The organism is Mycobacterium sp., assembly GCF_049585075.1.
In the GTDB taxonomy this organism is placed as follows: Bacteria; Actinomycetota; Actinomycetes; order Mycobacteriales; family Mycobacteriaceae; genus Mycobacterium.
This window is the reverse complement of record NZ_JBAUZA010000430.1, coordinates 1-20,379: the sequence shown is the minus strand read 5'-3', so window position 1 is coordinate 20,379 and position 20,379 is coordinate 1. Positions and strand designations below refer to the sequence as shown.

Annotated in this window: 19 protein-coding genes and 1 pseudogene; 14 read left to right on the top strand and 6 right to left on the bottom strand. The window is 65.4% G+C overall.

All coding sequences use genetic code 11. The features are described 5' to 3' along the window. The first annotated feature begins 7 nt into the window (after window positions 1-7). Window positions 8-889, top strand: coding sequence for an SDR family oxidoreductase (locus WB785_RS20310; RefSeq protein ID WP_424081201.1), 882 nt, complete (start codon window positions 8-10; stop codon window positions 887-889). A gap of 9 nt (window positions 890-898) precedes the next feature. Here WB785_RS20310 and WB785_RS20305 read toward each other — a convergent pair whose 3' ends face one another. Then, window positions 899-1,777, bottom strand: coding sequence for a PAC2 family protein (locus WB785_RS20305; RefSeq protein WP_424081199.1), 879 nt, complete (start codon window positions 1,775-1,777; stop codon window positions 899-901). A gap of 381 nt (window positions 1,778-2,158) precedes the next feature. On the opposite strand from WB785_RS20305, the gene metH reads away from it, so the two are divergent. The 6 genes from metH to WB785_RS20275 all read left to right on the top strand — a co-directional run bounded on the left by metH (window position 2,159) and on the right by WB785_RS20275 (window position 10,527). Next, window positions 2,159-5,917, top strand: a complete 3,759-nt coding sequence (gene metH, locus WB785_RS20300) for a methionine synthase (RefSeq protein ID WP_424081198.1) — start codon at window positions 2,159-2,161, stop codon at window positions 5,915-5,917. Window positions 5,918-5,926: 9 nt separating this feature from the next. After that, the gene (locus tag WB785_RS20295; protein WP_424081196.1) at window positions 5,927-7,393 is read left to right on the top strand and encodes a sugar porter family MFS transporter; all 1,467 of its coding nucleotides are present in this window, start codon (window positions 5,927-5,929) and stop codon (window positions 7,391-7,393) included. A gap of 27 nt (window positions 7,394-7,420) precedes the next feature. Then, window positions 7,421-7,702, top strand: coding sequence for a phosphoribosyl-ATP diphosphatase (locus WB785_RS20290; RefSeq protein ID WP_424081194.1), 282 nt, complete (start codon window positions 7,421-7,423; stop codon window positions 7,700-7,702). 32 nt (window positions 7,703-7,734) lie between these two features. Beyond that, window positions 7,735-8,595: an ATP phosphoribosyltransferase gene (gene hisG / locus WB785_RS20285; RefSeq protein WP_424081226.1), complete on the top strand. Its 861-nt coding sequence runs from the start codon at window positions 7,735-7,737 to the stop codon at window positions 8,593-8,595. 109 nt (window positions 8,596-8,704) lie between these two features. Then, window positions 8,705-9,160, top strand: a complete 456-nt coding sequence (locus WB785_RS20280) for a glycine zipper 2TM domain-containing protein (protein ID WP_424081224.1) — start codon at window positions 8,705-8,707, stop codon at window positions 9,158-9,160. Next, the gene (locus WB785_RS20275) at window positions 9,157-10,527 is read left to right on the top strand and encodes an FAD-containing oxidoreductase (protein WP_424081192.1); all 1,371 of its coding nucleotides are present in this window, start codon (window positions 9,157-9,159) and stop codon (window positions 10,525-10,527) included. Before WB785_RS20280 ends, WB785_RS20275 begins: the two co-directional genes overlap by 4 nt. Window positions 10,528-10,530: 3 nt before the next feature. Here WB785_RS20275 and WB785_RS20270 read toward each other — a convergent pair whose 3' ends face one another. Continuing rightward, on the bottom strand, window positions 10,531-11,421 hold the full coding sequence (locus tag WB785_RS20270; protein WP_424081190.1) for a RecB family exonuclease: 891 nt from the start codon (window positions 11,419-11,421) through the stop codon (window positions 10,531-10,533). Window positions 11,422-11,495: 74 nt separating this feature from the next. On the opposite strand from WB785_RS20270, the gene WB785_RS20265 reads away from it, so the two are divergent. Then, entirely contained in the window at window positions 11,496-12,323 is an 828-nt protein-coding gene (locus tag WB785_RS20265; protein WP_424081188.1) for a tRNA (adenine-N1)-methyltransferase, read from the top strand. On the opposite strand, the gene WB785_RS20260 is transcribed toward WB785_RS20265, so the two are convergent. The 3 genes from WB785_RS20260 to WB785_RS20250 are packed head-to-tail and all read right to left on the bottom strand — an operon-like array spanning window position 12,320 to window position 13,674. Beyond that, window positions 12,320-12,613: a DUF503 domain-containing protein gene (locus tag WB785_RS20260; protein WP_424081186.1), complete on the bottom strand. Its 294-nt coding sequence runs from the start codon at window positions 12,611-12,613 to the stop codon at window positions 12,320-12,322. The two genes, WB785_RS20265 and WB785_RS20260, sit on opposite strands and share 4 nt — an antisense overlap. Window positions 12,614-12,620: 7 nt before the next feature. Beyond that, a complete protein-coding gene (locus tag WB785_RS20255; protein WP_424081185.1) occupies window positions 12,621-13,163 on the bottom strand; it encodes a hypothetical protein in 543 nt (180 codons plus the stop codon). Between the two features lie 10 nt (window positions 13,164-13,173). After that, the gene (locus WB785_RS20250) at window positions 13,174-13,674 is read right to left on the bottom strand and encodes a hypothetical protein (protein ID WP_424081183.1); all 501 of its coding nucleotides are present in this window, start codon (window positions 13,672-13,674) and stop codon (window positions 13,174-13,176) included. A gap of 146 nt (window positions 13,675-13,820) precedes the next feature. On the opposite strand from WB785_RS20250, the gene arc reads away from it, so the two are divergent. Continuing rightward, window positions 13,821-15,647 carry a proteasome ATPase gene (arc, locus tag WB785_RS20245; RefSeq protein WP_424081182.1) on the top strand — a complete coding sequence of 609 codons (1,827 nt, stop codon included), beginning with the start codon at window positions 13,821-13,823 and terminating at the stop codon, window positions 15,645-15,647. A gap of 117 nt (window positions 15,648-15,764) precedes the next feature. Here the strand turns inward: arc and WB785_RS20240 are convergent, their stop codons facing one another. Further along, window positions 15,765-16,415: a hypothetical protein gene (locus WB785_RS20240; RefSeq protein ID WP_424081222.1), complete on the bottom strand. Its 651-nt coding sequence runs from the start codon at window positions 16,413-16,415 to the stop codon at window positions 15,765-15,767. Window positions 16,416-16,522: 107 nt separating this feature from the next. On the opposite strand from WB785_RS20240, the gene dop reads away from it, so the two are divergent. The 5 genes and pseudogenes from dop to WB785_RS20215 all read left to right on the top strand — a co-directional run. Continuing rightward, window positions 16,523-18,031, top strand: coding sequence for a pup deamidase/depupylase (dop, locus tag WB785_RS20235; protein ID WP_424081180.1), 1,509 nt, complete (start codon window positions 16,523-16,525; stop codon window positions 18,029-18,031). A gap of 94 nt (window positions 18,032-18,125) precedes the next feature. Next, window positions 18,126-18,320, top strand: coding sequence for a ubiquitin-like protein Pup (locus tag WB785_RS20230; RefSeq protein ID WP_043409984.1), 195 nt, complete (start codon window positions 18,126-18,128; stop codon window positions 18,318-18,320). Then, on the top strand, window positions 18,317-19,204 hold the full coding sequence (gene prcB, locus WB785_RS20225) for a proteasome subunit beta (RefSeq protein ID WP_424081178.1): 888 nt from the start codon (window positions 18,317-18,319) through the stop codon (window positions 19,202-19,204). The genes WB785_RS20230 and prcB overlap by 4 nt, the downstream gene beginning before the upstream one ends. After that, window positions 19,201-19,947 carry a proteasome subunit alpha gene (gene prcA, locus WB785_RS20220; RefSeq protein ID WP_424081176.1) on the top strand — a complete coding sequence of 249 codons (747 nt, stop codon included), beginning with the start codon at window positions 19,201-19,203 and terminating at the stop codon, window positions 19,945-19,947. The genes prcB and prcA overlap by 4 nt, the downstream gene beginning before the upstream one ends. Window positions 19,948-19,957: 10 nt before the next feature. Next, window positions 19,958-20,379: pseudogene (locus WB785_RS20215) on the top strand (hypothetical protein); the annotation flags it as partial.

The following is a 20,379-nucleotide window of genomic DNA, read 5'->3' as shown; positions in this document are numbered from 1 at the left end:
TGCGGCAATGACCTCAGTGAACTCGCAAGTCGTCCTCATCACCGGTGGTGGTCATGGAATCGGGGCCGAGGTAGCGCGGCGCTTGCGCGCCAAGGGCGCCAAGCTGGTGCTGACCGACCTGGACGCGGATGCATTGGCGGCGATGTCCGCTGAGCTCGGCGGCGACGAGTGGGTGCTGACCGCGGCTGCCGACGTGCGTGACCTGTCAGCCATGCAGGCCGCGGCGAACCAGGCCGTCGAAAAATTCGGCGGTATCGATGTCGTCATCGCCAACGCCGGCATCGCTAGCTACGGATCGGTGCTTCAGGTCGACCCCGAGGCGTTCCGGCGGGTCCTCGACGTCAACGTGCTCGGCGTCTTCCACACCGTGCGCGCAGCGCTGCCGTCGGTGATCGAGCGCCGCGGCTACGTGCTGATCGTCTCGTCGCTGGCCGCGTTCGCGGCCGCGCCCGGCATGATTCCCTACGACGCGTCGAAGGCAGGTGTCGAGCACCTGGCCAACGCGTTGCGCCTTGAGGTCGGCCAGCGGGGGGTCACCGTCGGCTCGGCCCACATGTCGTGGATCGACACCGCCTTGGTCCGCGACAGCAAGGCCGATCTGCCGTCATTCCAAGAACTGCTGGCCCGGCTGCCCTTCCCGCTGAACAAGACCACCTCCGTGGACGCCTGTGCCGCCGCCTTCGTCAAGGGCATTGAGCACCGCAAACGACGGATCTACTGCCCGGGCTGGGTGCGGTGGTTCCGCTGGCTCAAGCCGGTGCTGTCGACCCCGTTCGGCGAAGGCGCAATCGCCGAGATTGCTCAGGAACTTCTTCCCCGGATGGACGCCGAAGTCGCCGCGCTGGGCCGTTCCACCAGCGCCAGCAACGAGGCGCTGGAAAAGCACTAAAGCCTTAAGCTAGCGCCCGAAACCCGGACGGCGCCGACGCAGGTAGCGCTCGAACTCGGCGGCCAGCGCGTCGCCGTCGATCTTGCCCAGCGCCTCGTTCATGTCGACCTCGGCGTCACCGCGTTGCTCCAAGGACTGCACGTATTCCGAGATTTCGTCGTCCTCTGCGGTCATCTCGGTGACCGCCTGCTCCCACTCCTCGGCCTGAACCGGCAGATCGGCCAGCGGCACCTCGATATCGAGCACGTCCTCGACGCGGCGCAGCAGTGCCACAGTCGCTTTCGGATTCGGCGGCTGAGACACGTAGTGCGGAACCGCCGCCCAGAACGTCACCGCCGGGATGCCGGCCGCCACGCAAGCGTCCTGAAACACGCCGGCGATGCCGGTCGGACCCTCGTAGCGGGTTTCTTGCAGTCCAAACCGGCGCGCCGACTCGGGGGAGTAGGCCGCCCCGGACACCGGCACCGGCCGGGTGTGCGGCGTGTCAGCCAGCAGCGCGCCCAGGATCACCACGGTGTCGACGTTCAGCTTGTCCGCGACGGCGAGCAGCTCGGCGCAGAAGGTGCGCCAGCGCATGTTGGGCTCCACGCCGTGCATCAACACGATGTCGCGGTCGGCGCCGGGCGGGCGGCAGTGTGAGATCCGCATCGATGGCCACACCAATTCCCGTGTGACACCGTCAACCTGCCGAATGACCGGGCGGTTCACCTGATAGTCGTAGTAAGCCTCGTCGTCGATCTCGACGATCGGGTCGGCCTCCCAGATGGCGTCCAGGTGCTCCAGGGCGTCGCTGGCCGCGTCGCCGGCATCGTTCCACCCCTCGAACGCCGCCACGACGATCGTGTTGTGCAATTCGGGTAGCGAAGCGCTGACATCAGGCGAGGTCACGCAATTAGCGTACGGCCTGACCGGAGTCCCGGGGCGGCGAGCGCTATCAACCGCCCAGGCATTTTCCATAGACCGACTATTCTTGTCGGGATGACTTCCACCGACAGCGCCGGCTACGACACCGACCTGCTTGCGGTCGAGACGAAATACGTTCGACTGCAATCTGGTTAACCCTGGTGACCACGACATTGCCGACAATATTTACGAGCTGGCGCTCGAGGGCACCGCGATCGCCAAGCGGATGGGTTGTGCTGGGCGTCCAGATGTCGGGCGAGAACGTAGACTTTTCTGGTCGAGAGGCGTTGCAACGGTTCCGGTCCCTGCCGGTATCCGCCACGCTCGGCAGAGTCAAGGACGCCTTCCGCTGCGGAAGGAACGTACGTGAACGCCCCTGACCGGAAAAATTGGGAGCCGAACATCCGCCCCGACTGCACCGACGAACTGACGGCCGCTCTGCGCCAGCGGATCATGGTGATCGACGGCGCGATGGGTACGGCGATCCAGCGGGACCGCCCGGACGAGGCCGGCTACCGCGGCGACCGGTTCACGGAGTGGCCAACCGCTCTTCAGGGCAACAACGACCTGCTCACCCTGACGCAGCCGCAGATCATCGAGGGGATCCACCGCGAGTACCTCGAGGCGGGCGCCGACATCCTGGAAACCAACACGTTCAACGCGAACGCGATCTCGCTCTCCGACTACGACATGGCGGATCTGAGCTATGAGCTGAACTACGCCGGCGCTGCCCTGGCCCGCAAGGCCGCCGACGAGTTCAGCAGCCCGGACAAGCCCCGCTACGTCGCCGGCGCAATCGGGCCGACGACGCGGACCGCGTCGATCTCGCCGGACGTCAACGACCCCGGGGCCCGCAACGTCTCCTACGACCAGCTCGTCGCCGCCTACCTCGAAGCCGCCAACGGCCTGGTCGACGGCGGTGCCGACCTCCTCATCATCGAGACGATCTTCGACTCGCTGAACGCCAAGGCGGCGGTATTCGCCGTCGAGACGCTGTTCGAGGACCGCCGACGCCGCTGGCCGGTCATCATCTCGGGCACCATCACCGATGCGTCCGGACGGACGTTGTCCGGTCAGGTCACCGAAGCATTCTGGAACGCGATCAGGCACGCGAGGCCACTCGCGGTGGGCCTCAACTGCGCCCTGGGTGCGCCGGAGATGAGGCCCTACATCGCCGAGGTGGCGCGGATCGCGGACACTTTCGTCTCCTGCTACCCGAACGCCGGCTTGCCCAACGCCTTCGGCGAGTACGACGAGTCCCCGGAGCGTCAGGCCGGCTACATCGCCGAGTTCGCCGAGGCCGGGCTGGTCAACCTGGTCGGTGGTTGCTGCGGAACGGCGCCGCCGCACATCGCCGAGATCGCCAAGGTCGTCGAGGGTAAACCGCCGCGCGAGCTGTCGGAGATCCCGATGGCCACCCGGCTCTCGGGCCTGGAGCCGCTCAACATCACCGAGGATTCGCTGTTCGTGAACATCGGTGAGCGCACCAACATCACCGGCTCCGCCCGGTTCCGCAACCTGATCAAGGCCGAGGACTACGACACCGCGCTGTCGGTCGCCCTGCAGCAGGTCGAGGTCGGTGCGCAGGTCATCGACATCAACATGGACGAGGGCATGATCGACGGCGTCGCCGCGATGGACCGGTTCACCAAGCTGATCGCGGCCGAGCCGGACATCAGCCGCGTCCCGGTGATGATCGACTCCTCCAAGTGGGAGGTCATCGAGGCGGGCCTGAAGAACGTGCAGGGCAAGCCGATCGTCAACTCGATCTCCATGAAAGAGGGCGAAGAGAAATTCATCCGCGAGGCACGGCTGTGCCGCAAATACGGTGCAGCCGTCGTCGTGATGGCCTTCGACGAGCAGGGGCAGGCCGATAACCTGGAGCGCCGCAAGGAGATCTGCGGGCGCGCCTACCGGATCCTGACCGAAGAGGTCGGGTTCCCGGCCGAGGACATCATCTTCGACCCGAACTGCTTCGCGCTGGCGACCGGTATCGAGGAGCACGCGACCTACGGGATCGACTTCATCGAGGCCTGCGCCTGGATCAAGGAGAACCTGCCTGGGGTGCACATCTCCGGCGGTATCTCGAACGTGTCGTTCTCGTTCCGGGGCAACAACCCCGTCCGCGAGGCGATCCACGCGGTGTTCCTGTTCCACGCCATCAGGGCCGGCCTGGACATGGGCATCGTCAACGCCGGTGCGCTCGTGCCCTACGACTCGATCGACCCCGAGCTGCGGGACCGCATCGAGGACGTCGTCCTGAACCGTCGCGAGGACGCGGCCGAACGGCTCCTGGAGATCGCTGAACGGTTCAGCAGCAAGGAGTCGGCCTCGGGAAATGGAGCCCCGGTGGCAGCCGAATGGCGCAGCCTCCCGGTCCGCGAACGGATCACGCACGCCCTGGTCAAGGGCATCGATGCCGACGTGGAGACCGACACCGAGGAATTGCGGGCCGAGATCGCCGGCGCGGGTGGTCGCCCGATCGAGGTGATCGAGGGCCCGCTGATGGACGGCATGAACGTCGTCGGTGACCTCTTCGGCGCGGGCAAGATGTTCCTGCCCCAGGTCGTGAAGTCGGCCCGGGTGATGAAGAAGGCCGTCGCGTACCTGCTGCCATTCATCGAGGCGGAGAAGGAAGAGTCGGGAGCTGCTGCCGGTAAGGACACGAACGGCACGATCATCATGGCGACCGTCAAGGGCGACGTCCACGACATCGGCAAGAACATCGTCGGGGTCGTCCTGCAGTGCAACAACTTCGAAGTGATCGACCTCGGGGTGATGGTGCCCGCGAGCAAGATCCTGGATGCGGCTAAGGAGCACGACGCCGACATCATCGGGCTGTCCGGCCTGATCACCCCGTCCCTGGACGAGATGGTCAACTTCGCCGTCGAGATGGAACGCGAGGGGCTGGAGATCCCGCTGCTGATCGGCGGCGCGACCACCTCGCGCGCCCACACGGCCGTGAAGGTGTCGCCGCGTCGTAGCGGCCCGGTGGTCTGGGTCAAGGACGCTTCCCGCTCGGTGCCAGTTGCCGCAGCTCTCCTCGACGACAAGCAACGTCCAGCGCTGCTGGAGGCCACCGAGACCGAGTACGCAGCCCTTCGCGAACGGCACGCCCAGAAGAACGAGCGGCCGATGCTGACGCTGGAGAAGGCCCGCGCGAACCGGACGCCGATCGAGTGGGAGGGCTACACGCCGCCCGTGCCCGCCCAGGGCCTCGGCGTGCGGGAGTTTCACGACTACGACCTCGCCGAGTTGCGCGAGTACATCGACTGGCAGCCGTTCTTCAACGCCTGGGAGATGAAGGGCAGGTTCCCCGACATCCTCAACAACCCGACCTCCGGCGAGGCTGCCCGCAAGCTGTACGACGACGCCCAGGAGATGCTCGACACCCTGATCAAGGAGAAGTGGCTGAGTGCCAACGGGGTGATCGGCTTCTTCCCGGCGAACGCGGTCGGCGACGACATCGAGGTCTACACCGACGAGACCCGGACCGAGGTGCTGACCACGTTGCACAACCTGCGCCAGCAGGGCGAGCACCGGGAGGGCATCCCTAACCGGTCTTTGGGTGACTACATCGCGCCCAAGGACACCGGTCTGGCCGACTACGTCGGCGCTTTCGCCGTCACCTCTGGGCTCGGCAGCCAGGACAAGATCGCCGAGTTCAAGGCGGCCCTCGACGACTACAGCGCGATCCTGCTGGAGTCGATCGCCGACCGGCTGGCAGAGGCGTTCGCCGAACGGATGCACCAACGAGTTCGCAAGGAGTTCTGGGGATTCCAGGTGGGCGAGCAGTTGGACAACGAGGCACTCATAGCCGAGAAATACGTGGGAATTCGCCCTGCCCCCGGCTACCCGGCCTGCCCGGAGCACACGGAGAAGGTGACGCTCTGGAAGTTGATGGACGTCCAGGAGCGCGCCGGCATCGAGTTGACCGAGTCGATGGCGATGTGGCCCGGTGCTGCCGTCAGCGGCTGGTATTTCTCGCACCCGCAGTCGCAGTACTTCGTGGTCGGTCGGATGGCCCAGGACCAGGTCGCCGACTACGCGAAGCGCAAGGGCTGGACCCTGCGGGAAGCCGAGCGCTGGCTCGCCCCCAACCTCGGCTACAACCCGGAGGACTGATCCCTCGACATGGGCGCTGACGACGCCGGGGGTCAGCCGCCAACGGCAACGCACGAGGACCTACCCGTCGATCCGCGCGCCGCGCGCGCTGCCTTCCGGTCCGCGGTGCGCTACGCGTCGGTCGCAGCGATCGGCGGATTGCTGTTCGGCTACGACATCTCCACGACCAACCGCGCAGTCAAGGCGCTGCAGGCCACTTTCGACATCGGCAACGGGCTGCTGGGCTTCGCGACCGCGTCGGGCGTACTGGGTGCGGCGGTCGGGGCGGTGTGGGCCGGCCGGATCGGCGACCGATTGGGTCGGCTCTCAATCATGAAGCTCTCGGCGGCTTCGTTTTTCGTGTGCGGGCTCGGTACCGCGCTGGCACTCAACATATGGATGTTCATCGTCTTTCACCTCATCGGCGGTATCGGCATCGGCTTCTCGTCGGTCGCCGCTCCGGCCTACATCGCCGAGATCTCACCCCCACGATTGCGGGGCCGGCTCGGCTCACTGCAGCAGCTCGCCATCGTGTGCGGCCTGTTCTGGGCGGTGGCATTGACCTGGGTGCCGTTCCACATCGCGGGTGGGGCGAGCAAGCCGCTCTGGCTGGGCCTGGCGGCCTGGCGCTGGACCTTTCTCGGCGAGTTGTTCTTGGGGCTGCTCTACTTGGTGCTGCTGTTCACCATTCCCGAGTCGCCACGCTATCTGGTTGCCAGGCAACGTATTTCGCAGGCCGCGCAGGTGCTTTCCACGCTGCTGGGTGAACGCGACGCCCAGCACACCATCGCCCGGATCGCCGAGACCCTCGAGCAGGAGAAGCCGCAATCGTGGCGCGATCTGCGCAAACCGACCGGCGGGCTGTACGGCATCGTTTGGGTCGGTCTGGGGCTGGCCGTCTTTCAGCAGTTCGTCGGCATCAACGTGATCTTCAACTATTCCGATCTGCTCTGGGAGGCAGTGGGATTCGGCGAGAAATCGTCGTTCACCATTGGTCTGGTGACCACCGGTGTCAACGTGCTGATCACCTTGGTGGCGATCGCGCTGATCGACCGGCTCGGTCGCAGACCGCTGCTGTTGGCAGGTTCGGCAGGCATGTCACTGATGCTCATCACGATGACGGTCGTTTTCGCGGGCGCGTCCGTCCGCAACGGCCGGCCAGAACTCGACGGGGCTTCCGGGATCGTCGCGCTGGTGGCGGCCGACTTGTTCGTGGTCTCGTTCGCAGTCTCGTGGGGACCGATCCTGTGGGTGCTGCTGGGCGAGATGTTTCCCAACCGGATCCGGTCGGCAGCGCTGGGCTTGGCCTCGGGCGTGCAGTGGATGGCCAACTGGACCATCGCGGTGACGTTTCCGGCGCTGCGTCACGCGCTCGGCTTCGCCTACGGCTTCTATACGACGTGTGCGGTGCTGTCGTTCTTTTTCGTCTGGAGATGGGTGCGCGAAACCAACGGCGTTTCCTTGGAAGACATGCCTGACGAAGTGTCCGCGAACTGAAACCGCCGTGACTTTGCTTAGCCACCCATGAAACAATCGCTGCCCGTGAAGACCTTCGAGAATTTGTTTGCCGAACTCGGCGAGCGTGCCCGCACTCGCCCGCCTGGCAGCGGCACCGTGGCCGCGCTGGACGCCGGGGTGCACGCGGTGGGCAAGAAGGTCTTGGAGGAGGCCGGTGAAGTGTGGTTGGCCGCCGAGCACGAACCTGATGACGCGCTCGCCGAGGAGATCAGTCAGTTGCTGTATTGGACCCAGGTTTTGATGATCGCCCGCGGGCTCACCCTCGACGACGTGTACCGGAAGCTTTGATGGTGGCCCAGCATCGGAACGGCTCAACGAGACTGCGGGTCGCCGTTCCCAACAAGGGGGCGCTGAGCGAGCCGGCCGTCGAGATTCTCGCTGAGGCCGGTTACCGTCGTCGGACCGATCCCAAAGACTTGACAGTCATCGACCCGCACAACCACGTCGAGTTCTTCTTCCTGCGGCCCAAAGACATTGCAATCTATGTCGGCTCGGGGGAGCTCGACTTCGGGATCACTGGACGGGATCTGGCGCGCGAGTCGGGCGCGCCGGTGCACGAACGGCTGGCGCTCGGCTTCGGGTCGTCGTCGTTTCGTTACGCCGCGCCCGCCGGCCGCGACTGGACCATCGAGGACCTGGCCGGCCGGCGAATCGCCACCGCATACCCGAACCTGGTCCGAGAAGATCTGGCGGGCCGTGGGATTGACGCGACCGTGATCCGATTGGACGGTGCCGTGGAGATTTCCGTGCAGCTGGGGGTGGCCGACGCCATCGCCGACGTGGTCGGGTCTGGTCGCACGCTGAACCTGCACAACCTGGTGGCCTTCGGTGAAACACTGTGCGATTCAGAGGCGGTGCTGATCGAACAGGTCGACGCTGCCGGCTCCGACGGCGGGCCGGACGCGTCTGCTCGGGGCCAGCTCGTCGCGCGGGTCCAGGGGGTGGTGTTCGGTCAACAGTATTTAATGCTCGACTACGACTGCCCGCGTTCGGCGCTCGACGAAGCCACGTCAATCACACCGGGATTGGAGTCTCCGACAATCGCCCCTCTCGCAGAGCCAGAATGGGTGGCGGTCCGGGCGCTGGTGCCGCGTCGAGATGTCAACGCGATCATGGACCAGCTGGCGGCCATCGGGGCAAAGGCGATCCTAGCTTCAGACATCAGGTTCTGTCGCTTCTGATCTAGATCCGGTGCCGCCGGCTTTGCCGTGTTAGCGTCCCGCTACGGGAAAAGGATCGCGCCGATAACCCAGGAGGGTCGCCGTGGCACACCATCTACTCGTCCTACTCATGGCTTTGCTGATCGGCGTGGTCGCCGGCCTGCGGTCGTTGACCGCCCCGGCAGTCGTCGCCTGGGCCGCATTTCTCAGCTGGATCAACATGAGTCACACCTGGGCGGCCTGGATGGCCAACATCATTACGGTCATAGTCTTTACCGTTCTGGCGATCGGTGAAATCGTCGCCGACAAACTTCCCAAAACACCCGCGCGCACCGCACCGCCGTCGTTCGCTACCCGGATCGCCCTGGGCGCCTTCGCCGGTGCGGTTCTCGGCACGGCATGGGGATATAAGTGGGGCAGCCTGGGCGCCGGCATCATCGGCGCGGTGTTGGGCACCCTGGGTGGCTACCAGGCGCGCTCTCGGCTGGTCGCCTCCCATGGCCACGACCTGCCGATCGCGCTGCTCGAAGATGCGGTCGCGGTGTTAGGTGGGTTCGCGATCGCCGCAGCAACAGCTGCTCTGTGACAACGCGTTTCGACGCGATCGTGGTGGGTGCCGGCCAGGCCGGCCCCCCGCTGGCGGGTCGGCTGACCGCGGCGGGCCACACGGTTGCCGTCGTGGAGCGCAAGCTCATCGGCGGTACCTGCGTCAACACCGGCTGCATACCAACCAAGACATTGGTGGCCAGCGCGCACGCCGCCCATCTGGCCCGGCGCGGCGGCGATTTCGGCATCGGCACCGGAGTGGTCCGTGTCGACATGGCGAAAGTCAAGGCGCGCAAAGACGACATCATGCTGGGCGACCGCAAGGGTGTCGAAGACTGGCTGGACGGAATGGAGGGCTGCACCGTCATCCGCGGTCATGCCCGTTTTGAGGACCCGCACACGCTGCGGGTCGGCGACGAAGTTCTAAAAGCCGAGTGGATTTTCCTCAACGTTGGTGGTCGTGCGGTGGTGCCCGACATCCCCGGGCTCAGCGATGTCGACTTCCTCACCAATGTGTCGATTCTCGAACTCGATACCGTGCCTGACCATTTGGTCATCGTCGGCGGTGGTTACATCGGGCTTGAGTTCGCTCAGATGTATCGCCGCTTCGGCGCGCGGGTGACTGTCGTCGAGAAGGGGCCGCGGCTGGCATCCCGTGAAGACGAAGATGTCTCTGACACCATCAAGACGATTCTGCAAAACGAGGGCATCGACATCGTCGTCGACGCCGCCGATATACGGATAGCCAAGCAGGACAGTGATTTCGAGCTGACGCCGCACGCTGGTGCCACGCCGATAGCGGGTAGCCATCTGCTGCTCGCGGTCGGGCGCCGGCCCAACACCGATGATCTCGGTCTCGAGCGGGCAGGCGTCCACACCGATGGCCGGGGATGCATCACGGTCGACGATCAACTGAAAACCAGCGTCGATCACATCTGGGCAATGGGCGACTGTAACGGCAAGGGGGCGTTCACCCACACCTCCTACAACGACTTCGAAATCGTCGCGGCCAACCTGCTCGACGGCGACCTGCGGCGCGTGAGCGACCGCATTCCCACCTATGCCCTCTACATCGACCCGCCGCTCGGGCGGGCCGGAATGACCGTCGAACAAGTGCGTGCGTCGGGCCGGCCCGCGTTAGTCGGTCAACGACCGATGACCCGTGTTGGCCGTGCGGTGGAAAAGGGTGAGACACAAGGCTTTATGAAGGTCGTCGTCGATGCTCAAACTCTGCAGATCTTGGGAGCCGCCATCCTCGGTGTCGGCGGCGACGAGGCCATCCACGAAATCCTGGACATGATGTCCGCGAAGGCGCCGTACACGACGTTGGCCCGCACGATGCACATCCACCCGACGGTCAGCGAGCTGATACCGACGATGCTGCAGGAGATGTCGCCGCTGCAATAGCAATTACGCAGCCGGGTCTGCCCGGTGCAGCACGGTGTCCGCGTCACCTTCATCAGGATGCTTTGGCCAACCCGGGTAGGGCGGCGGTGTGCCGCCGAAGGCCGGGCAGTGGGCGTGGTGTGCGCACCAGTCGCATAGCCGCGACGGCCTGGGCCTGAAATCGCCTGTTGCACCGGCAGATTGAATTGCCCGCCAAATCGCCATCAGCGTCTTCTCGAACCGCAGCAGCTCCTCTTCGTCGGGGGAGTAGTCCAGCAGCTGGCCGTCCGCCAGATAGATCAGCCGCAGCCGCGTCGGCAAAACGCCCCGGGAGCGCAGTAACGCCACCGCATAAAACTTCATCTGGAACATGGCCTTGAACTCGGCGAGGGCCCGTGCTTCCGGAGGCGCCTTGCCGGTCTTGTAGTCCACGACCCGCAACTCCCCGGTGGTGGCGACATCGATCCGGTCGATGATCCCGCGCAGCAGTGTGCCGTCGGCAAGCTCGACCTCGATGCGCTGCTCGCAGCTTTGCGGGTCGAACCGGGTCGGATCTTCCAATCGGTAGTAGCCCGATAGCAGGGCGCGGGCCTCGTCGAGGAGCTGGGTCTGTTGCTCGGTGTCCAGCGCGCCGGCCAGCTCGGGTTCCGCACCGATCACCTGTTCCCAAGCGGGGCCGACGAGCGTGCCGGCGGTCTGCGGGCCGCGTTCCGTTGCGGGCAGGTTGTACAGCTGCTCCAGAGCGGCATGCACCACCGAGCCCCGCAGCTGTGCCGTCGACGGCGGCTCGGGCAGGCGATCGATGGCCCGGAACCGGTAGAGCAGCGGGCATTGCTTGAAGTCGGCAGCCCGCGACGGGGACAGTGCCGGTCGTGATGGCGGGCGAACTGCCTTGCCGGGTTCCTCGCCGCTCATATCCGCAGCCTAAGGGCGAGGTCGGACAACCCCGCGCACCTTTCCCGGCGCGTCTGCTGGCAGGCTAGACAGCTGTGTCTGCAACCGGGCCGTTCGCGGTGGGCGATCGTGTCCAGCTCACCGACGCCAAGGGTCGGCACTACACGATGCTGCTCAGCGCCGGCGGTGAATTCCACACGCACCGCGGCGCGATCGCGCACGACGCGGTGATCGGGCTGCCGGAAGGCAGCGTGGTCAAATCGACCAACGGTGACCCATTTTTGGTGTTGCGTCCTCTGTTGGTGGACTACGTGATGTCGATGCCGCGCGGTGCGCAGTTGATCTATCCCAAGGACGCCGGTCAGATCGTGCTCGAGGGTGACATCTTCCCCGGCGCCCGCGTGTTGGAGGCCGGGGCCGGCTCGGGGGCGATGACCTGTTCGCTGCTGCGTGCCGTCGGCCCGGACGGGCGGGTGATCTCCTACGAGGTGCGTGCCGACCATGCCGAACACGCCCGCCGCAATGTGGACACGTACTTCGGCTGCGCCCCGGCCAATTGGCAACTGATCATCGGCGATGTCGTTAACACCGATCTGGCCGCCGGCTGCATCGACCGGGTGGTGCTCGACATGCTGGCGCCGTGGGAGGTGCTCGACACCGTGTCGCGGGTGATCGCCCCCGGCGGCGTGCTGATCGTCTATCTGGCTACCGTCACTCAGCTGTCGAAGACCGTTGAGGCGCTACGCGACCAGCAATGCTGGACCGAGCCGCGCGCCTGGGAGACTCTCCAAAGGGGTTGGAACGTAGTCGGATTGGCGGTGCGCCCGCAGCACAACATGCGCGGCCATACCGGGTTCCTCGTGTCCGCTCGCCGACTGGCTCCCGACACCGTGACGCCGACTCCGCTGCGCCGCAAGCGCTAATCGTCGCTGCGGGACAATCCACGACGTACCGACAGCAACTCGAACTCGGGGTGCGCGGCCACCAGCCGTTCGGCCGCGTCGAGCACATCGACAGCGTGGCCGCGGTCGGCCGACGCCATCGCCACCCCGATGCCTGCACGTCGGTAGAGCTCATGCGACCCGGTTTCCGCAGCCGACACGCTGAACTTTCGCGCTAACTCCGCCAGCACTGGCCGGATCACCGACCGCTTCTGCTTGAGTGAGCGCACATCACCGAGCAGCAAATCGAACTCGAGCCACCCGATCCACATCGCGGGGTCAGCGTCCCGGTGTCGACGCCGGCGGCGCGACCTGATCGGTCCCGAAAGCCAGCAGCACGTAGGCAGTTCGCGCCGACAGTTGCCAGCCACCCTGGTATGGCGTGAATTCCATCGGGAAGGAGAACGTCGGCGCGCCTCGGTTGGGCGAGCTGACGTTGACGTTGGCCATGACGTCGGCCGGATCACGATCTGACCACGCGACGTCTCGCACATCGAACTTCATCGGCGCAAAGCCGCCGTTGAGCAGTGCGATGGCGAACTGGTCGAGCACGGCAGCATTGTCGGGGCCCGCTCCCTGGACCAGGTTCAGTTTCTGAGTGCCGGGTATCGAAGGATCGGCCAGCCGGTACAGCACCTGGGCCAGGGCATCCGGATGCGGCAGCGGAGCGATCTGTGCAGTCGCCGTCGACGTCAGCGAGGCCGACGCCGGCGGCGGCTCAGCGTTCGGCGACGCACGATGCTCATCACCCGAACACCCCGAGAGGCCGAACGCCGCCGCAATCGAGACGGCGCTCAAGGCTGCCGTCAGCGATCGGGGCATTCGGCCGTTGTCAGTGGCCCGACGACCGCACCGATTGCATCAGCGTCATCGCCGAGTCGTGCGACAGCTTCCAGCCGCCCTGATTGACGAACGTGAGGTTCTCGTACGTCGGGGCGAGATGCGGGCCCGTCGCCGTCAGGGTGGCAGCGGCCGCACCGGGGCCGGCGGGCGTGATGCTGGTGAAATTGAACGTCAGCGGCAAGCTGCCCTTGGCAGCGGCCTTTTGCAGTTCGTGGTCGGCAAGAGATGCCGGAACCGGGATGCCGCCGTCGACGAGGTACCCCTTTTGGGCGAAGGAAACGCTCGGGTCCTGCAGCGTGTTGAGGACGGTTGCTAGCTGGTCGGCGGTCGGCAGGTCCGCCGCCGGATCCAGCGGCAGCGGCGCACTGAAAACGACCGGCGCAACCGCAGGCAACGCGGCGGTAACAGATGCAATGCAGGTCACACCCGCAGCCGCCGCGCCGATCGCGGCAACGGCCGCCACGCCCGTGGCAAGGGATTTCAGGGTCACAAAAGTCCTCTCGATCAGGCCGACTCAACATGATGTTAACGCTGTTGCCAGTGTGCCCCATTTCGAGTTCCCGCATGAATTGGAAATCGCCGGTAGCGTTGTCCTATCCGCCGCACCACCTTGAAGGAGCGGGAAAGGAGCGCAACATGGGTGAGTCAGAGCGCGAAACGTTCGGTAGCCCTCGCGAGCCAGACCTGTCCATCGAAGATGCGGCCGAGCTCGAGGAGCTCCGGCGGGAGGCGGCGATACTGCGCGAGCAACTCGACAATGCCGTCGCGACGCAGAGTGCGGCACGCAGCCCGCGCGATATTCACCAGCTTGAGGCGCGAATCGATTCGCTCGCCGCGCGGAATTCCAAACTGATGGAAACGCTCAAGGAAGCCCGCCAGCAACTGCTGGCGCTGCGCGAAGAGGTTGACCGGCTCGGTCAGCCGCCGAGCGGCTACGGCGTGCTGCTGTCAACGCACGACGACGAGACAATCGACGTGTTCACCTCGGGTCGCAAGATGCGCTTGACTTGCTCGCCCAACATCGACGTCAAGTCTTTGAGGAAGGGACAGACGGTTCGGCTCAACGAGGCTTTAACTGTCGTCGAGGCCGGCACCTACGAATCCGTAGGTGAGATATCAACGTTGCGCGAGATTCTCAACGACGGACACCGCGCGTTGGTCGTCGGACACGCTGACGAGGAACGGATCGTGTGGCTCGCCGACCCACTGGTCGCCGAGGATCTGCCCGACGGCCACCCCGATGCTCTCAACGACGACCAGCGGCCCCGCAAGCTGCGTCCCGGCGACTCGCTATTGGTCGACACCAAGGCCGGGTATGCGTTCGAACGCATTCCCAAGGCCGAGGTCGAGGACCTGGTACTCGAAGAGGTGCCCGACGTCACGTACGAAGACATCGGTGGCCTGACTCGCCAGATCGAGCAGATCCGCGACGCCGTCGAGCTGCCGTTCCTGCACAAGGAGCTGTACCGGGAATACTCGCTTCGCCCGCCCAAGGGTGTGCTGCTCTACGGCCCGCCCGGGTGCGGTAAGACGTTGATCGCCAAGGCGGTCGCCAATTCGTTGGCCAAGAAGATGGCCGAGGTTCGCGGCGACGACGCGCGCGAAGCCAAGTCGTACTTCTTGAACATCAAGGGTCCGGAGCTGCTGAACAAGTTCGTCGGCGAGACCGAGCGGCACATCCGGTTGATTTTCCAGCGCGCCCGCGAGAAGGCGTCCGAAGGCACGCCGGTGATCGTGTTCTTCGACGAAATGGACTCGATCTTTCGCACTCGCGGTACCGGGGTTTCTTCCGACGTCGAGACGACGGTCGTGCCCCAGCTGCTGAGCGAGATCGACGGCGTGGAGGGCCTGGAGAACGTCATCGTGATCGGCGCCTCCAATCGAGAGGACATGATTGATCCGGCAATCCTGCGGCCGGGCCGTCTCGACGTGAAGATCAAGATCGAGCGCCCAGATGCCGAAGCAGCGCAGGACATCTTCTCCAAGTACCTGACCGAGGCACTGCCGGTGCACGCCGACGATTTGGCCGAATTCGGTGGCGACCGCTCGCTGTGCATCAAGGCGATGATCGAGAAGGTCGTCGACCGGATGTACGCCGAGATCGACGACAACCGGTTCCTGGAGGTCACCTACGCCAACGGCGACAAAGAAGTCATGTACTTCAAGGACTTCAACTCTGGCGCGATGATCCAGAACGTCGTTGACCGGGCGAAGAAGAACGCGATTAAGTCGGTGTTGGAGACCGGTCAGCCGGGTCTGCGCATCCAGCATCTGCTCGACTCGATCGTCGACGAGTTCGCCGAGAACGAGGACCTGCCCAACACCACCAATCCCGATGACTGGGCCCGGATCTCGGGCAAGAAGGGCGAGCGGATCGTCTACATCCGCACACTGGTCACCGGCAAGTCGTCGAGTGCGAGCCGGGCCATCGACACCGAGTCGAACCTCGGCCAGTACCTGTAGTCGCTGGCTCAGCCGCTCAGGCGGTGCGGCGACACTTAAACCACGCACACGACACGCCGGGGAATGTCGCAGTGGTTTAAGTTTCGGTTACAGCCGCCCGTTTTTGGGCCCGCGGGCTCAGCCGCTCAGCAGCGAATAGCTGTTGGTCAGATCGTCCTGCAGTACCTGGGCAGCGTGGGTGGTGGTGTCGATGCGCAGTGGGCTTTCCAGCACGCGGGCCTGGTAGGTCCACCCGTCGGGCACGTTGAGCCGCTCGCCGAGTTTGGGCAGGTCGGCTCGCGACAGGTTGGGATCGACGATCTGGCTCCAGGTCTGCATCACCCAGCGCCGAAAAGCGGGGTCTTGCAGTTCGTAGATCTCTTCTCCGGCGTCGAAAGTGAAAACGGTATGGCGGTTGACCTGATTTGCGGTGTAGGGCGCCGGGTTCATCGCGGTCAGCAAGACGGTCGCTTGCAGCTGCATGTCGATACCGCCGAAGTTCTTGATGATCCGCGGGCCCTGCTGCGTCTTTTCGATCGAGTTCATCAGCCAATACCGTGGTCCGTTGAGAAGCACTGTGGCAGCGCCATTTTCGGTCGCGATGGCCTGCGCGTCGAGCTTCGACCACAGATCGGCCGGGCAGTCGTTGAGCGGGAAGCTGTTGTAGACAGAGGCCTGCGGACCCGCCTCGCCCGGCGTCACCAGCAGCACTTCGCCGTAGCGCTTTCCAGACAGGCTTTCGGTGGGCTCAGGCGCAGCGTGGGCAGGCACCAGGGTGAAGGTAATCACTTCAGCCACCAGCGTCAATGGGCGCTCGGCCCTGTTCATCTCCCCGCAACGCCGCCAGGCGGTTCCCCCAGCGCGGCGCGCATCGTCGCCACGCCTAGGCTCTAGTCATGCAACGGATTATCGGGACGGAGGTCGAGTACGGCATTTCCTCGCCGTCAGACCCGACTGCCAACCCGATTCTCACCTCGACCCAGGCGGTGTTGGCCTATGCCGCCGCCGCCGGCATTCAGCGCGCCAAGCGCACTCGCTGGGACTACGAGGTGGAATCGCCGCTGCGCGATGCCCGCGGATTCGACCTGAGCCGCTCTGCCGGCCCGCCGCCGGTCGTCGACGCGGATGAGGTCGGTGCCGCCAACATGATCTTGACCAATGGCGCGCGGCTTTACGTCGACCATGCGCACCCGGAGTACTCAGCGCCAGAGTGCACCGACCCGCTGGACGCGGTGATCTGGGACAAGGCCGGCGAGCGGGTGATGGAGGCCGCGGCCCGGCATGTGGCCAGCGTGCCCGGTGCGGCCAAGCTGCAGCTGTACAAGAACAACGTCGACGGCAAGGGCGCCTCCTACGGGTCGCACGAGAACTATCTGATGAGCCGACAGACGCCGTTTTCAGCCGTCATCGCCGGGCTGACGCCGTTCCTGGTATCCCGGCAGGTGATCACCGGCTCCGGCCGGGTCGGCATCGGGCCCGCCGGCGATGAGCCTGGCTTTCAGCTCTCCCAGCGGGCCGACTACATCGAGGTCGAGGTCGGGCTGGAGACCACCCTCAAACGCGGCATCATCAATACCCGCGACGAGCCGCACGCCGACGCCGACCGGTATCGGCGGTTACATGTCATCATCGGCGACGCCAACCTCGCCGAGACGTCGACGTATCTGAAGCTGGGCTCGACCGCCCTGGTGCTCGACCTGATCGAAGAGGGCCCAGCCCACAGCATCGACCTGACCGACCTGGCGTTGGCCCGGCCGGTGCATGCGGTCCACGCGATCAGCCGCGACCCTTCGCTGCGCGCCACCGTCGCGCTGGCCGACGGTCGCGAATTGACCGGCCTTGCGCTGCAGCGGATTTACCTGGATCGGGTGGCAAAGCTGGTCGACGGCCGCGATCACGACGCGCGGGCAGCCGACATCGTCGAAACGTGGGCAAACGTACTGGATCAACTCGAGCGCGACCCGATGGAATGCGCCGAATTGCTCGACTGGCCCGCCAAGCTGCGGCTGCTGGAGGGTTTTCGGCACCGCGAGAACCTGAGCTGGTCGGCGCCTCGACTGCACCTGGTGGACTTGCAATACTCCGATGTCCGGCTGGACAAGGGTCTCTACAACCGGTTGGTGGCGCGCGGCTCGATGAAGCGTCTGGTCAGCGAGCAACAGGTAATCAGCGCGGTGGACAACCCACCGACGGATACCCGGGCCTACTTTCGCGGCGAATGCCTACGCCGCTTCGGCGCCGACATCGCGGCGGCCAGCTGGGATTCGGTGATTTTCGATTTGGGCGGCGACTCGCTGGTGCGCATCCCGACGCTCGAGCCGCTGCGCGGCAGCAAGGCGCACGTCGGCGCGCTGCTGGATTCGGTGAACAGCGCGGTCGAGTTGGTGGAGCAACTGACCACCTAAGGGTCGTTACCGGGGCATTAGCGGTATCGACCGGTAGGGTGGAGAGACCGACGGGCGTGTTATCCACGGCCCGATGAACTTGCAGGAGGCAGCGATGGCTCAGGAGCAGACCAAGCGCGGCGGTGGCGGTGGAGATGACGACGACCCCACCGCCAGCACGGCCGCGGGCCAGGAGCGTCGCGAAAAATTGACCGAAGAGACCGACGACTTGCTCGACGAGATCGACGATGTTCTGGAAGAGAACGCCGAAGACTTCGTCCGCGCATACGTCCAAAAGGGCGGCCAGTGACCTGGCCGTTCCGCGATCGTCTGGCCACTCACTCAGCACTTCCAGGGACCGCTTTTGGCGGTCTTTCGTCATTCTCTGATTTTTTGCGCCGCGAGGCCCCCGAGCTGCTGCCCGCGGGCAGCAGTAATACGGAGCCCGGCGCGCTGGGGTCTGCGCTGCCGCATGGAACGACCATCGTCGCGCTGAAGCATCCGGGCGGCGTCGTCATCGCCGGCGACCGGCGCTCCACCCAGGGCAACATGATCGCCGGACGCGACGTGCAGAAGGTGTACATCACCGACGACTACACCGCGACCGGAATCGCCGGCACCGCGGCCATCGCGGTCGAATTCGCCCGCCTGTACGCCGTCGAGCTCGAGCATTACGAGAAGCTGGAAGGCGTCCCGCTTACCTTCGCCGGCAAGGTGAATCGGCTGGCGATCATGGTCCGCGGCAATCTCGGCGCCGCGTTACAGGGCTTGGTGGCAATACCGCTGCTCGCCGGTTTCGACATCGACGACCCGGAACCGGAGAAGGCCGGCCGTATCGTCTCGTTCGACGCCGCCGGCGGCTGGAACCTGGAGGAGGAGGGCTACCAGGCGGTGGGCTCTGGCTCGATCTTCGCCAAATCGTCGATCAAGAAACTGTATTCGCAGGCGACCGATGCAGATTCCGCATTGCGAGTTGCGGTCGAGGCGCTCTACGACGCCGCTGACGACGATTCGGCCACCGGTGGGCCTGACCTGGTCCGCGGGATCTACCCGACCGCGGTCAAGATCGGTGCCGACGGCGCAGCCAACGTGTCCGAGCAGCGCATTGCCGAGCTGGCCCGTGAGGTGATTGAAAGACGTTCCCGTGCAGACACTTTCGGCCCGGACGCAGAGCGCTCGGGAAGTGACTCATGAGCTTTCCGTACTTCATCTCGCCCGAGCAGGCGATGCGCGAACGCAGCGAGCTCGCGCGAAAGGGCATCGCGCGGGGCCGCAGCGTGGTCGCGTTGGCTTACTCCGGGGGCGTGCTGTTCGTCGCTGAAAACCCGTCGCGGTCACTGCAAAAGATCAGCGAACTCTACGACCGCGTCGGCTTCGCCGCCGCGGGCAAGTTCAATGAATTCGACAATCTGCGCCGCGGTGGGATTCAGTTCGCCGACACCCGCGGTTACGCCTACGACCGCCGCGATGTCACCGGCCGGCAGCTGGCGAACGTCTATGCGCAGACGCTGGGCTCCATCTTCACCGAACAGGCCAAGCCCTACGAGGTTGAGCTGTGTGTCGCCGAAGTTGCCCACTATGGTGAAACCAAACCGCCTGAGCTGTATCGGATTACCTACGACGGGTCGATCAACGACGAGCCGCATTTCGTGGTGATGGGCGGCACGACGGAACCGATCGCCACCGCGCTCAAAGACTCCTACGCCGAGAACGCCAACTTGGCTGACGCACTGCGGATCGCGGTCGAGGCGCTGCAAGCGGGCAGCACCAACGGCGGCGACGAGCCCAGCATCTCGACGTTGGAGGTCGCCATCCTCGACGCCAACCGCCCGCGGCGCGCGTTCCGGCGAATCACCGGACCGGCGCTGGAGCGGTTGCTGCCCAAACAGACCGGCTCCGAATCGGATAACGGCTCGGCAGACAAATCGTCGAAATAGACTCAGTGCCGTGCTGATCGGCTTGCTGCTCGCATTGGGCTGTTCGGTGTGCTACGGCACCGCGACGGTGTTGCAGGCCGAGGCCACCCGCTCGGTCAGTGCCGGCAGCGACTCCGGAGTTGACGCTGCCTTGCTGTTGCGAGCGCTGCGGCAGTGGCGCTACCTCGTGGGCATCGGCCTGGACGGTCTTGGCTTTCTGTTGCAAGTGGCGGCGCTGCGCCTCGTACCGATTTACGTCGTGGCAGCGGCAATCGCGGCCTCGCTCGCGGTCACAGCGATCGTGGCCGCCTGGCTGCTGTCGGCGCGGTTGTCCAGAGTGGAATGGCTGGCGGTGGGCGTGGTGTGCGCGAGCCTTGCCATGCTCGGCCTTGCCGCCGGCCCCGAAGGATCGGCGCGCGGGCCCGCAGGCCTCGGCTGGGCGCTGCTGGTGGT

Coding starts and splice junctions, on each gene's coding strand:
- WB785_RS20310 (WP_424081201.1), top strand. CDS start 8: ATGACCTCAGTGAACTCGCAAGTCGTCCTCATCACCGGTGGTGGTCAT.
- WB785_RS20295 (WP_424081196.1), top strand. CDS start 5,927: ATGGGCGCTGACGACGCCGGGGGTCAGCCGCCAACGGCAACGCACGAG.
- WB785_RS20290 (WP_424081194.1), top strand. CDS start 7,421: ATGAAACAATCGCTGCCCGTGAAGACCTTCGAGAATTTGTTTGCCGAA.
- WB785_RS20280 (WP_424081224.1), top strand. CDS start 8,705: ATGGCTTTGCTGATCGGCGTGGTCGCCGGCCTGCGGTCGTTGACCGCC.
- WB785_RS20270 (WP_424081190.1), bottom strand. CDS start 11,421: ATGAGCGGCGAGGAACCCGGCAAGGCAGTTCGCCCGCCATCACGACCG.
- WB785_RS20260 (WP_424081186.1), bottom strand. CDS start 12,613: ATGTGGATCGGGTGGCTCGAGTTCGATTTGCTGCTCGGTGATGTGCGC.
- WB785_RS20255 (WP_424081185.1), bottom strand. CDS start 13,163: ATGCCCCGATCGCTGACGGCAGCCTTGAGCGCCGTCTCGATTGCGGCG.
- arc (WP_424081182.1), top strand. CDS start 13,821: ATGGGTGAGTCAGAGCGCGAAACGTTCGGTAGCCCTCGCGAGCCAGAC.
- dop (WP_424081180.1), top strand. CDS start 16,523: ATGCAACGGATTATCGGGACGGAGGTCGAGTACGGCATTTCCTCGCCG.
- WB785_RS20230 (WP_043409984.1), top strand. CDS start 18,126: ATGGCTCAGGAGCAGACCAAGCGCGGCGGTGGCGGTGGAGATGACGAC.
- prcA (WP_424081176.1), top strand. CDS start 19,201: ATGAGCTTTCCGTACTTCATCTCGCCCGAGCAGGCGATGCGCGAACGC.